Annotated in this window: 9 protein-coding genes, 1 tRNA gene and 1 pseudogene; all 11 read right to left on the minus strand. The window is 57.9% G+C overall.

The genetic code is table 11. The features are described from left to right. Window positions 1-84: 84 nt before the first annotated feature. Window positions 85-150 (minus strand): annotated as a pseudogene (gene rpsL / locus ACIQUS_RS26710) (30S ribosomal protein S12); the annotation flags it as partial. 210 nt (window positions 151-360) lie between these two features. Beyond that, entirely contained in the window at window positions 361-4,560 is a 4,200-nt protein-coding gene (gene rpoC, locus ACIQUS_RS26715; RefSeq protein ID WP_403054054.1) for a DNA-directed RNA polymerase subunit beta', read from the minus strand. Between the two features lie 64 nt (window positions 4,561-4,624). Beyond that, window positions 4,625-8,698 carry a DNA-directed RNA polymerase subunit beta gene (gene rpoB / locus ACIQUS_RS26720; RefSeq protein WP_403054057.1) on the minus strand — a complete coding sequence of 1,358 codons (4,074 nt, stop codon included), beginning with the start codon at window positions 8,696-8,698 and terminating at the stop codon, window positions 4,625-4,627. A 220-nt stretch (window positions 8,699-8,918) separates the two neighbouring features. Further along, the gene (gene rplL, locus ACIQUS_RS26725; RefSeq protein WP_217841532.1) at window positions 8,919-9,284 is read right to left on the minus strand and encodes a 50S ribosomal protein L7/L12; all 366 of its coding nucleotides are present in this window, start codon (window positions 9,282-9,284) and stop codon (window positions 8,919-8,921) included. Window positions 9,285-9,362: 78 nt separating this feature from the next. Continuing rightward, a complete protein-coding gene (gene rplJ, locus ACIQUS_RS26730; RefSeq protein WP_285865771.1) occupies window positions 9,363-9,863 on the minus strand; it encodes a 50S ribosomal protein L10 in 501 nt (166 codons plus the stop codon). 199 nt (window positions 9,864-10,062) lie between these two features. Continuing rightward, the gene (gene rplA / locus ACIQUS_RS26735; protein WP_403054062.1) at window positions 10,063-10,758 is read right to left on the minus strand and encodes a 50S ribosomal protein L1; all 696 of its coding nucleotides are present in this window, start codon (window positions 10,756-10,758) and stop codon (window positions 10,063-10,065) included. After that, window positions 10,758-11,189, minus strand: a complete 432-nt coding sequence (rplK, locus tag ACIQUS_RS26740) for a 50S ribosomal protein L11 (protein WP_403054065.1) — start codon at window positions 11,187-11,189, stop codon at window positions 10,758-10,760. The genes rplA and rplK overlap by 1 nt, the downstream gene beginning before the upstream one ends. Before the next feature lie 118 nt (window positions 11,190-11,307). Continuing rightward, a complete protein-coding gene (gene nusG, locus ACIQUS_RS26745; RefSeq protein WP_010220294.1) occupies window positions 11,308-11,841 on the minus strand; it encodes a transcription termination/antitermination protein NusG in 534 nt (177 codons plus the stop codon). Between the two features lie 9 nt (window positions 11,842-11,850). Next, complete coding sequence (gene secE / locus ACIQUS_RS26750) at window positions 11,851-12,219, minus strand: preprotein translocase subunit SecE (RefSeq protein ID WP_403054069.1); 369 nt, start codon at window positions 12,217-12,219, stop codon at window positions 11,851-11,853. A gap of 45 nt (window positions 12,220-12,264) precedes the next feature. Beyond that, window positions 12,265-12,340 (minus strand) — tRNA-Trp (locus ACIQUS_RS26755). Between the two features lie 53 nt (window positions 12,341-12,393). Then, window positions 12,394-13,425, minus strand: a 1,032-nt coding sequence (tuf, locus tag ACIQUS_RS26760) for an elongation factor Tu (protein WP_403054072.1), incomplete at its 5' end; no start/stop codon positions are given.

Genomic DNA, 13,425 nt, shown 5'->3' on the forward strand with positions numbered 1-13,425 from the left:
GATGGGGGCAAATTGCATGATGCTCTCGCTCGCGCCGTCAGGCGCACAGGACTGTCTTCACCAGTATGGCGGCAGTCATCGACAAGGAACGTCGGATTTCTCGACGATACGCTTACGCGGCTGACGTACCAGCTGGTTGATAGTTGCCATCTACTAGCTCCACTGTTGTCTTGCGACGCTATTGTCTTGCAAGAAAAGCAAAAATTGGCAGGACGGAGTCCCACCAAATTTAGGGGTACAAGAGTCTAAAGAGGATCTTGCGCCCAGTCAAGACGAGGCCCCAGCCTCCCTCCTCCGGTCATCGGCTACACCATGTGTCGCCAATGATCGGATCGGTTCAGCCGGGGCCCTGCCCTACTTTCAGTTACCGCTGGAGTTCAGCGCTTCGGTCAGTGCGGCTTCCACCTCACTGGCACTTACACGCAGCGGCTTGTCGGCATCACGGCGACGCTTGCGCTCGCTGTGGTAGGCCAGACCGGTACCGGCCGGGATCAGACGACCCACGACCACGTTTTCTTTCAGGCCGCGCAGGTAGTCGCGCTTGCCGGTTACCGCCGCTTCGGTCAGAACACGGGTGGTCTCCTGGAAGGAGGCCGCCGAGATGAACGACTCGGTGGACAGCGAGGCCTTGGTGATACCCAGCAGTACGCGCGAGAACTTGGAGATGAACTTGTCTTCAGTCGCCAGACGCTCGTTCTCTACCAGTACCTGGGTCAGTTCCATCTGGTCGCCCTTGATGAAGCTGGAGTCACCCGACTCGGTGATCTCAACTTTACGCAGCATCTGACGCAGGATGGTCTCGATGTGCTTGTCGTTGATCTTCACGCCTTGCAGACGGTAAACGTCCTGGATCTCGTTGACGATGTACTTGGCCAGCGCGCTGACACCCAGCAGACGCAGGATATCGTGCGGATCGCTCGGACCGTCGGAGATAACTTCGCCGCGGTTCACTTGTTCGCCTTCGAAGACGTTCAGGTGACGCCACTTCGGAATCAGCTCCTCGTACGGATCGCTGCCATCGTTCGGAGTGATGACCAGACGGCGCTTGCCCTTGGTCTCTTTACCGAAGGCGATGGTGCCGCTGACTTCAGCCAGAATCGAGGCTTCTTTCGGACGGCGGGCTTCGAACAGGTCGGCAACCCGCGGCAGACCACCGGTGATGTCACGGGTCTTGGACGTTTCTTGCGGGATACGCGCGATAACGTCACCGACGCCGATCTGGGCACCGTCAGCCACACCGACCAGGGCGTTCGCCGGCAGGAAGTACTGGGCCGGTACGTCGGTACCTGGCAGCAGCAGATCCTTGCCATTGGCGTCGACCATCTTGATTGCAGGACGGATTTCCTTACCTGCGGCCGGACGGTCTTTGACGTCCAGGACTTCAATGTTGGTCAAACCAGTCAATTCGTCGGTCTGACGCTTGATGGTGATGCCTTCTTCCATGCCCACGAAGGTCACGGTACCTTTCATTTCGGTAACGATCGGGTGGGTGTGCGGGTCCCACTTGGCGACGATGGCGCCAGCGTCGACCTTCTCGCCTTCCTTGACCGAAATCACCGCACCGTAAGGCAGCTTGTAGCGCTCACGCTCACGACCGAATTCGTCGGCAATGGCCAGCTCGCCGGAACGCGATACCGCGACCAGGTTGCCGTCAGCACGCTCGACCTGCTTCAGGTTGTGCAGACGCACCATACCGCCGTTCTTCACCTGGACGCTGTCGGCAGCCGAGGTACGGCTTGCAGCACCACCGATGTGGAACGTACGCATGGTCAGCTGGGTACCCGGCTCACCGATGGACTGGGCAGCGATAACGCCGACCGCTTCACCGATGTTCACCTGGTGACCGCGAGCCAGGTCACGACCGTAGCACTTGGCGCAGATGCCGTAGCGGGTTTCGCAGCTGATCGGCGAACGCACGATCACTTCGTCGATGCTGTTCAGCTCGATGAACTCGACCCACTTCTCGTCGACCAGGGTGCCGGCCGGAACGACGACGTCGTCGGTGCCAGGCTTGAACACGTCACGGGCGATAACACGACCCAGTACACGCTCACCCAGAGGCTCTACTACGTCGCCGCCTTCAATGTGCGGCGTCATCAGCAGGCCCTGCTCGGTGCCGCAGTCGATCTCGGTCACGACCAGATCCTGGGCAACGTCTACCAGACGACGAGTCAGGTAACCGGAGTTCGCGGTCTTCAACGCGGTATCCGCCAGACCCTTACGAGCACCGTGAGTCGAGATGAAGTACTGGAGTACGCTCAGACCTTCACGGAAGTTCGCGGTGATCGGCGTCTCGATGATCGAGCCGTCCGGCTTGGCCATCAGACCACGCATACCGGCCAGCTGACGGATCTGGGCTGCCGAACCCCGGGCACCGGAGTCAGCCATCATGTACATCGAGTTGAAGGACTCTTGCTCGACTTCGTCGCCATTGCGGTCGATGACCTTCTCTTTCGAGAGGTTGGCCATCATCGCCTTGGACACTTCGTCGTTCGCCTTGGACCACAAGTCGATGACCTTGTTGTACTTCTCGCCCTGGGTTACCAGGCCGGAGGCGTACTGGCTCTCGATCTCTTTCACTTCGTCGGTAGCGGTACCGATGATGCGGGCTTTTTCATCCGGGATAACGAAGTCGTTAACACCGATGGAAACGCCGGAGATGGTCGAGTAGGCAAAACCGGTGTACATCAGCTGGTCAGCGAAGATCACGGTCTCTTTCAAACCAACCACGCGGTAGCACTGGTTGATCAGCTTGGAGATCGCCTTCTTCTTCATTGGCTGGTTGACCACGTCGTACGACAGACCTGGTGGAACAACCTGGAACAGCAGGGCACGGCCGACGGTGGTGTCGACGATGCGGGTGTTCTTGACGCTGCCGCCATCACGATCGTTAACGGTTTCGTTGATACGAACCTTGATCTTGGCGTGCAGGGCAGCTTCGCCGGCGCGGAATACGCGGTCGACTTCCTGCAGGTCGGCGAATACGCGACCTTCGCCCTTGGCGTTGATGGCTTCACGGGTCATGTAGTACAGACCCAGTACAACGTCCTGCGACGGAACGATGATTGGCTCACCGTTGGCTGGCGACAGGATGTTGTTGGTCGACATCATCAGCGCGCGCGCTTCGAGCTGGGCTTCCAGCGTCAGCGGCACGTGAACGGCCATCTGGTCACCGTCGAAGTCGGCGTTGTACGCAGCACAGACCAGCGGGTGCAGCTGGATGGCCTTACCTTCGATCAGTACTGGTTCAAAAGCCTGGATACCCAGACGGTGCAGGGTCGGTGCACGGTTGAGCAGTACGGGGTGTTCGCGAATCACTTCGGCGAGAACGTCCCACACCTCTGGCAGCTCGCGCTCGACCATCTTCTTGGCGGCCTTGATGGTGGTCGCCAGACCACGCATTTCCAGCTTGCCGAAAATGAACGGCTTGAACAGCTCGAGGGCCATCTTCTTCGGCAGACCGCACTGGTGCAGACGCAGGGTCGGACCAACGGTAATTACCGAACGGCCGGAGTAGTCAACGCGCTTACCGAGCAAGTTCTGACGGAAACGACCTTGCTTACCCTTGATCATGTCGGCCAGGGATTTCAGAGGACGCTTGTTCGAGCCGGTGATGGCACGGCCACGACGACCGTTATCCAGCAAGGCGTCGACCGCTTCCTGCAGCATGCGCTTTTCGTTGCGCACGATGATGTCCGGCGCGGACAGGTCGAGCAGGCGCTTCAGACGGTTGTTACGGTTGATCACCCGACGATACAGGTCGTTCAGGTCGGAAGTCGCGAAGCGACCGCCATCCAGCGGAACCAGAGGACGCAGATCTGGCGGCAGAACCGGCAGAACGGTCAGGACCATCCACTCAGGCAGGTTGCCCGAGCCCTGGAAGGCCTCCATCAGTTTCAGACGCTTGGACAGCTTCTTGATCTTGGTTTCCGAGTTGGTCTGCGGAATCTCTTCGCGCAGGCGGCCAATCTCGTGCTCCAGGTCGATAGCGTGCAGCAGCTCGCGGACAGCCTCAGCACCCATGCGGGCGTCGAAGTCGTCACCGAACTCTTCCAGCGCTTCGAAGTACTGCTCGTCGTTGAGCAGCTGGCCTTTTTCCAGGGTGGTCATGCCCGGGTCGATAACGACGTAGCTCTCGAAGTAGAGCACGCGCTCGATATCACGCAGGGTCATGTCCATCAGCAGGCCGATACGGGACGGCAGGGACTTCAGGAACCAGATGTGGGCAACTGGAGAGGCCAGTTCGATGTGCGCCATGCGCTCACGACGGACCTTGGCCAGGGCGACTTCAACGCCGCACTTCTCACAGATGACGCCACGGTGCTTCAGGCGCTTGTACTTACCGCACAGGCACTCGTAGTCCTTGACTGGGCCAAAGATCTTGGCGCAGAACAGACCGTCACGCTCAGGCTTGAACGTACGGTAGTTGATGGTTTCCGGCTTTTTAACTTCACCGAACGACCACGAACGGATCATCTCAGGCGAGGCCAGTCCGATACGGATGGCGTCGAACTCTTCGACTTGACCCTGGTTTTTCAGCAAATTCAGTAGGTCTTTCAAGGCCTTTCCTCCTGGCGGAGCAGGGAGCGGGCTTTTCAGCCGCGCTCCCGATTCGCGTCACGTGTTATTCGGTTTCCAGATCGATATCGATACCGAGCGAACGGATCTCTTTGATCAACACGTTGAAGGACTCGGGCATGCCCGGCTCCATACGGTGATCGCCGTCCACGATGTTTTTGTACATCTTGGTCCGACCGTTCACGTCGTCCGACTTCACTGTGAGCATTTCCTGCAGGGTGTATGCCGCGCCGTATGCTTCCAGCGCCCACACTTCCATCTCCCCGAAACGCTGACCACCGAACTGCGCCTTACCACCCAGCGGCTGCTGGGTAACCAGGCTGTAAGAACCAGTGGAACGCGCGTGCATCTTGTCGTCCACCAAGTGGTTCAGCTTGAGCATGTACATGTAACCCACGGTCACATGACGCTCGAACTTGTTGCCGGTACGGCCGTCGAACAGCTGCATCTGGCCGCTTTCCGGCATGTCTGCCAGTTTCAGCATGGCCTTGATTTCGCGCTCCTTGGCGCCGTCGAAGACTGGAGTGGCCATTGGCACACCGCCTTTGAGGTTCTTCGCCAGGTCCAGGATTTCCTGGTCGGAGAAGGTCTCGAGGCTTTCCTGACGACCACCGATCTCGTTGTAGATCTCGGTGAGGAACTGACGCAGTTCGATAACCTTGCGCTGCTCTTCGAGCATGCGGTTGATCTTCTCGCCCAAGCCCTTGGCCGCCAGGCCCAGGTGGGTTTCGAGGATCTGACCGACGTTCATACGCGATGGTACACCCAGTGGGTTGAGTACCACGTCAACCGGCGTACCGTTGGCGTCGTGCGGCATGTCTTCGACCGGCATGATCACCGAGACCACACCCTTGTTACCGTGACGACCGGCCATCTTGTCGCCCGGCTGGATGCGACGACGGATTGCCAGGTAGACCTTGACGATCTTCAGTACGCCCGGTGCCAGGTCATCGCCCTGCTGCAGCTTGCGCTTCTTGTCTTCGAACTTGTCGTCCAGCAGACGGCGACGATCAACGATGTAGGCCTGGGCCTTCTCCAGCTGCTCGTTCAGCGCGTCTTCGGCCATGCGCAGTTTGAACCACTGGCCGTGCTCAAGACCGTCCAGGACTTCGTTGCTGATCACGGTGCCTTTCTTCAGGCCCGCACCACCATCGACCACCTGGCCGTTCAGGGCCGAACGCAGACGTTCGAAGGTTGCGCCTTCGACGATGCGGAACTCTTCGTTGAGGTCCTTGCGGATCTCGTCCAGCTGCATCTTCTCGATGGACAGCGCACGGCTGTCGCGCTCCACGCCATCACGGGTGAAGACCTGTACGTCGATGACGGTACCTTTGGTGCCGGTTGGCACGCGCAGGGAGGTGTCTTTGACGTCGCTGGCCTTCTCACCGAAGATCGCGCGCAGCAGTTTTTCTTCCGGAGTCAGCTGGGTTTCGCCTTTTGGCGTTACTTTGCCGACCAGGATGTCGCCAGCGCCAACTTCAGCACCAACGTAGACGATACCGGCTTCATCCAGCTTGTTCAGCGCAGCTTCACCGACGTTCGGGATGTCCGCGGTGATTTCCTCTGGGCCGAGCTTGGTGTCACGGGCCACACAGGTCAGTTCCTGGATGTGGATCGTGGTGAAGCGGTCTTCCTGAACAACACGCTCAGACAGGCAGATGGAGTCTTCGAAGTTGAAGCCGTTCCACGCCATGAACGCGATGCGCATGTTCTGACCCAGTGCCAGTTCACCCATGTCGGTGGACGGGCCGTCGGCCATGATGTCGCTGCGCTGGACCACATCACCCTTGCTCACCAGCGGACGCTGGTTGATGCAGGTGTTCTGGTTCGAACGGGTGTATTTGGTCAGGTTGTAGATGTCGACACCGGCTTCGCCTGGCTCGACTTCGTCATCGGCAACACGAACCACGATACGGCTGGCATCGACGGAGTCGATCACGCCACCACGACGGGCCACGACGCAAACGCCGGAGTCACGGGCAACGTTGCGCTCCATGCCGGTACCGACCAGCGGCTTGTCGGCACGCAGGGTTGGTACAGCCTGGCGCTGCATGTTCGAACCCATCAACGCACGGTTGGCGTCGTCGTGCTCGAGGAACGGAATCAGCGACGCTGCAACCGAAACTACCTGCTTCGGCGATACGTCCATCAGGGTGACGTCTTCCGGCGCCTTGACGGTGAATTCGTTCAGGTGACGAACGGCTACCAGCTCGTCGATCAGCTGCTTCTTCTCGTTCATTGTGGCCGAAGCCTGTGCAATGACGTGATCCGCTTCTTCGATCGCCGACAGGAACACGATGTCGTCGGTAACCACGCCCTCTTTCACCACGCGGTACGGGCTTTCCAGGAAGCCGTACTGGTTGGTGCGGGCATAGGCTGCCAGGGAGTTGATCAGACCGATGTTCGGACCTTCAGGGGTCTCGATCGGGCACACGCGGCCGTAGTGGGTCGGGTGTACGTCACGAACTTCGAAGCCTGCGCGCTCACGGGTCAGACCACCAGGGCCGAGTGCAGAGACACGACGCTTGTGGGTGATCTCGGACAGCGGGTTGTTCTGGTCCATGAACTGCGAAAGCTGGCTGGAACCGAAGAACTCTTTCACCGCCGCCGCAACCGGTTTGGCGTTGATCAGGTCCTGAGGCATCAGGCCTTCGCTTTCGGCCATCGACAGGCGCTCTTTGACCGCGCGTTCAACACGCACCAGGCCAACGCGGAACTGGTTCTCGGCCATCTCGCCGACGCAACGCACGCGACGGTTACCCAGGTGGTCGATGTCGTCGACGATGCCTTTGCCGTTACGGATATCGACCAGGGTCTTGAGGACCTCGACGATGTCTTCCTTGCTCAGTACACCGGAACCTTCGATCTCGGTACGACCGATACGACGGTTGAACTTCATGCGGCCAACGGCCGACAGGTCGTAACGCTCGGCGCTGAAGAACAGGTTGTTGAACAGGGTCTCGGCAGCATCCTTGGTTGGCGGCTCGCCTGGACGCATCATCCGGTAGATTTCGACCAGCGCTTCCAGCTGATTGCTGGTGGAGTCGATCTTCAGGGTGTCGGAGATGAACGGACCGCAGTCGATGTCGTTGGTGTACAGGGTCTCGATGCGGACGACCTGTGCCTTGGCGATCTTGATCAGCAGTTCAGTGCTCAGCTCGGTGTTGCACTCGGCCAGGATCTCGCCGGTAGCCGGGTGAACGATGGCCTTGGCGGTAGTGCGACCCAGGACGTATTCCATAGGAACGTCCAGTTGCTTGACACCGGCCTTTTCCAGCTGGTTGATGTGGCGAGCGGTAATACGACGACCCTGCTCGACAATGACCTTGCCGGTTTCGTCATGAATATCCATGACCGCAACTTCACCACGCAGGCGCTGAGGCACCAGCTCCAGGCTGAGCTTCTCGCCGGAGATGTGGAAGACGTTGGTGGTGTAGAAGGCATCCAGTACTTCTTCAGTGCTGTAACCCAGCGCGCGCAGCAGTACCGACGCAGGCAGTTTGCGACGACGGTCGATACGGACGAATACACAGTCTTTCGGATCGAACTCGAAGTCCAGCCACGAACCGCGGTAAGGAATGATGCGTGCCGAGTACAGCAGCTTGCCCGAGCTGTGGGTCTTGCCACGGTCGTGGTCGAAGAACACACCTGGCGAACGGTGCAGCTGGGAAACGATAACACGCTCGGTACCGTTGATTACGAAGGTACCGTTTTCAGTCATCAGGGGGATTTCACCCATGTAGACTTCTTGCTCTTTGATGTCCTTGATCGCTTTGTTCGACGATTCTTTGTCGAAAATGATCAGGCGCACTTTAACCCGCAGCGGAACCGCGTAGGTCACGCCGCGCAGTACGCATTCTTTGACATCAAAAGCCGGCTCGCCCAGACGATAGCCAACGTACTCCAGGGCAGCATTGCCGGAGTAGCTGATGATCGGGAAAACCGATTTGAAGGCCGCATGCAGGCCCACGTCGCGGAACTGATCTTTGGTCGCTCCCGCTTGCAAGAATTCACGATACGAATCCAGCTGGATGGCCAGGAGGTAAGGCACATCCATGACGTCCGGCAACTTGCTAAAGTCCTTGCGGATACGTTTTTTCTCAGTGTATGAGTAAGCCATCAGCGTTCCCCAGCTTGGTCACCTGCTTGTTTGGCTTCTCCCGACGGGGAGCAGCCAGAAAATCGTGCAAACCCCTTGGTTTGCGCCACCATCGTTGGTGGTTACCGCTCGTTATCGGCGCCGACCTGGTCAGCTGCCAATAACGGAAAAAGGCCGGTGGCAAGAGCCACCAGCCATCAGCCGTTTGCTTAGCGCTCGGGCTGGAGTCGCAAAGTCGAAATTACTTGAGTTCGACTTTAGCGCCTGCTTCTTCCAGCTTCTTCTTGGCGTCTTCAGCGGCTTCTTTCGAAACGCCTTCAGCGACAACCTGAGGAGCGCCGTCAACTTTCTCTTTGGCTTCTTTCAGGCCCAGACCGGTCAGTTCACGAACGGCCTTGATCACGTTGACTTTCTTGTCGCCGGCTTCAACCAGAACAACGTTGAATTCGGTTTGTTCTTCAACAACGGCAGCGGCAGCAGCTGGGCCAGCAGCGGCAACAGCAGCGGTAACGCCGAAGGTTTCTTCCATTGCTTTGATCAGCTCAACAATTTCCAGAACGGTTTTCTGGCCGATTGCTTCGATGATTTGCTCGTTAGTCAGAGACATGACTTAAATCCTGTATTGGGGTGACAGCTTACGCAGCCGTCAAATTAAACGTGTGATTTTGAAAGCGCTGTGCGTGCCTTAGGCAGCAGTAGCTTCTTTCTGGTCGCGAATAGCTGCCAGGGTACGAGCCAGCTTGCTGGTAGCGCCTTGGATCACGCTCATCAGCTTCGCGATAGCCTCGTCGCGGGTCGGCAGGGTAGCCAACACGTCGATTTCGTTAGCGGCAATGAACTTGCCGTCAAACGCAGCTGCCTTGATCTCGAACTTGTCCTGACCCTTGGCGAACTCTTTGAACAGACGGGCAGCGGCGCCCGGGTGCTCGTTGGAGAAAGCGATCAGGGTCGGGCCGGTGAAGGCGTCGTTGAGGACACTGAATTCAGTGTCAGCAACAGCGCGCTTGAGCAGGGTGTTACGTACGACACGTACGTAAACGCCAGCTTCACGAGCCTCTTTACGGAGTCCGGTCATTGCGCCTACAGTCACACCACGGGCATCAGCCACGACAGCGGACAGAGCGACTTTGGCAGCCTCGTTGACTTCAGCGACGATGGCCTTCTTGTCTTCGAGTTTAATTGCCACGGGTAAAACTCCTGCTTGTTACCGTTTCATCTGGCCGAAGCCTGATGTCGTTTTGGTGTCTGATTCGGTAAGGAATCGGGAGCACCATCTGCGTAGGCTTGAGGTTTAAGGCTTGCGCCGCCTACGGTCTTGGATAGCCCCCGCCAGGCAGGGACCCCAATTTTTTCAAACTGGCGCGATTGCTCGCGCCGGTTTTGTCTTACGCGCTCAGCGAGCTCTGGTCGATGACCAGACCTGGGCCCATGGTGGTGCTCAGGGTAACGCGCTTGACGTAGATACCTTTCGAGGAAGCTGGCTTGATACGCTTCAGATCAGCGATCAGGGCTTCAACGTTTTCCTTCAGCTTGCCAGCTTCGAAGCCGACTTTGCCAACGGAGGTGTGGATGATGCCGTTTTTGTCGGTGCGGTAACGAACCTGACCAGCCTTGGCGTTTTTGACCGCGGTGGCTACGTCTGGAGTTACGGTACCGACTTTCGGGTTAGGCATCAGGCCGCGTGGACCCAGAACCTGACCCAGCTGACCTACAACACGCATTGCGTCCGGGGAAGCAATGACGACGTCATAGTTCAGGTCGCCGCCTTTCATTTCGGCAGCCAGATCGTCCATACCTACACGGTCAGCGCCGGCAGCCAGAGCGGCCTCAGCAGCTGGACCCTGGGTGAAGACAGCTACACGTACGGTCTTGCCAGTGCCGTGTGGCAGCACGGTAGCGCTACGAACGACCTGGTCGGATTTACGTGGGTCAACACCGAGGTTGACGGCAACGTCGAAGGACTCGCTGAACTTCACGGTGGACAGTTCGGTCAGCAGCGCTGCTGCGTCTTCGAAGTTGTAAACTTTGCCAGCTTCGAGCTTCGAAGCAATGGCCTTTTGGCGCTTGGTCAGCTTAGCCATTACACACCCTCCACGTTGAGGCCCATGCTGCGAGCAGAACCGGCGATGGTACGCACGGCTGCTTCCATGTCAGCGGCAGTCAGATCAGCATTTTTGGCTTTTGCGATCTCTTCCAGCTGAGCACGGGTCACAGTACCGACTTTAACGGTGTTCGGACGTGCAGAACCGCTGGTCAGGCCAGCTGCTTTCTTCAGCAGAACCGAAGCAGGGGTGCTTTTGGTTTCGAAGGTGAAGCTGCGGTCACTGTAAACAGTGATGATCACAGGAGTCGGCAGGCCGGCTTCTTGACCCTGGGTACGGGCGTTGAAGGCCTTGCAGAATTCCATGATGTTCACACCGTGTTGACCCAGTGCTGGACCAACGGGTGGGCTTGGGTTGGCCTGGCCGGCCTTTACTTGCAGCTTGATGTAAGCCTGAATCTTCTTAGCCATGAGCTACTCCAATATCGGGTACGAACGCCAGAAGGCTCCCCGGATGACTTGCGTTTTATCCCAGTGACGACAAAACCCCGCAGCACACAGGCTGCGGGGTATGGGATGCTTTGTTCGGCTAGACCTTTTCGACCTGGCTGAACTCGAGCTCTACCGGAGTAGAGCGACCGAAAATAAGCACGGCCACTTGGATCCGGCTCTTCTCGTAGTTAACTTCTTCAACGGTACCGTTGAAATCAGCAAACGGACCATCGATAACGCGAACCACTTCGCCCGGCTCGAACAGGGTCTTCGGCTTGGGCTTGTCGCTGCCATCGGCAACGCGACGCAGGATGGCCTCAGCCTCTTTATCGGTGATCGGTGCAGGCTTGTCTGCAGTACCACCAATGAAGCCCATGACGCGAGGAGTATCCTTGACCAAGTGCCAAGTCCCTTCGTTCATGTCCATCTGCACCAGGACGTAGCCTGGGAAGAACTTACGCTCGCTCTTGCGCTTCTGGCCATTGCGCATCTCGACGACTTCTTCAGTCGGGACCAGAATCTCGCCGAAACCGTCTTCCATGCCAGCCAGCTTTACGCGCTCGATCAGCGAGCGCATTACATGCTTCTCGTAACCCGAGTAAGCATGCACAACATACCAACGCTTAGCCACGGGACACCCTTAGCCAACAATCAAGGAAATCAGCCAACCGAGCAGGGAGTCGAGACCCCACAACAGCAGCGCCATAACCAGAACAACCGCCACTACGATGAGGGTGGTCTGCGTGGTTTCTTGACGGGTCGGCCATACGACTTTACGAATCTCGGTGCGAGCTTCCTTTGCCAGCGCAAAGAACGACTTGCCCTTGACAGTCTGCAGGGCGATGAAGCCAGCAGCCGCAGCAAGAACGAGAAGTGCGAGTACGCGATACAGAATCGGCGAGGCGGAGTAGTATTGATTACCAACCACGCCAACGACTACCAAAGCGACAACAGCCAGCCACTTGAGCAGATCAAAACGAGAGTCTTGGGCTTCAGCCTTGGGAGTCATCTAGGAAGATCCTGTGAAAAGAAAGCCAGACACACGAGGTGAATCTGGCAGGTCAGGAGGGAATCGAACCCCCAACCTACGGTTTTGGAGACCGTCGCTCTGCCAATTGAGCTACTGACCTAAAAGCTTATCAGGCCGGCCATTATGCCGGCCTGATCGAGAGAAATCAACTACTTATTCGATAATTTTCGCTACGACGCCAGCACCAACAGTGCGGCCACCCTCACGGATAGCGAAGCGCAGACCGTCTTCCATTGCGATGGTCTTGATCAGGGTGACAGTCATTTGAATGTTGTCACCTGGCATTACCATTTCAACGCCTTCTGGCAGCTCGCAGTTACCGGTCACGTCAGTAGTACGGAAGTAGAACTGTGGACGGTAGCCTTTGAAGAACGGAGTGTGACGGCCGCCTTCTTCCTTGCTCAGAACGTAGACTTCTGCGGTGAACTTGGTGTGCGGCTTGACCGAACCTGGCTTGACCAGAACCTGGCCACGCTCAACGTCGTCACGCTTGGTGCCGCGCAGCAGCACGCCGCAGTTCTCGCCAGCACGACCTTCGTCCAGCAGCTTGCGGAACATCTCAACGCCGGTGCAGGTGGTGGTAGCGGTGTCACGCAGACCAACGATTTCCAGGGCGTCTTGAACGCGGACGATACCACGCTCGATACGACCGGTAACAACGGTACCACGACCCGAGATCGAGAATACGTCTTCGATTGGCATCAGGAACGGCTGATCGATGGCACGAACTGGCTCTGGGATGTAGGCATCCAGAGTTTCCACCAGCTTCTTGACAGCGGTGGTGCCCATTTCGTTATCGTCTTTGCCTTCCAGAGCCATACGAGCGGAACCGATGATGATCGGAGTGTCGTCGCCTGGGAAGTCGTAGGTGGACAGCAGGTCGCGAACTTCCATCTCGACCAGTTCCAGCAGCTCAGCGTCGTCTACCAGGTCAGCCTTGTTCAGGAAGACCACGATGTACGGAACGCCAACCTGACGGGACAGCAGGATGTGCTCACGGGTTTGTGGCATCGGACCATCGGCGGCCGAGCAAACCAGGATCGCGCCGTCCATCTGGGCAGCACCGGTGATCATGTTCTTCACGTAGTCAGCGTGACCTGGGCAGTCAACGTGAGCGTAGTGACGAATGTTCGAGTTGTACTCGACGTGCGCGGTGTTAATGGTGATACCGCGAGCTTTTTCTTC

The sequence above is a fragment of the Pseudomonas sp. NPDC090755 genome (assembly GCF_044769005.1).
Lineage (GTDB): Bacteria > Pseudomonadota > Gammaproteobacteria > Pseudomonadales > Pseudomonadaceae > Aquipseudomonas.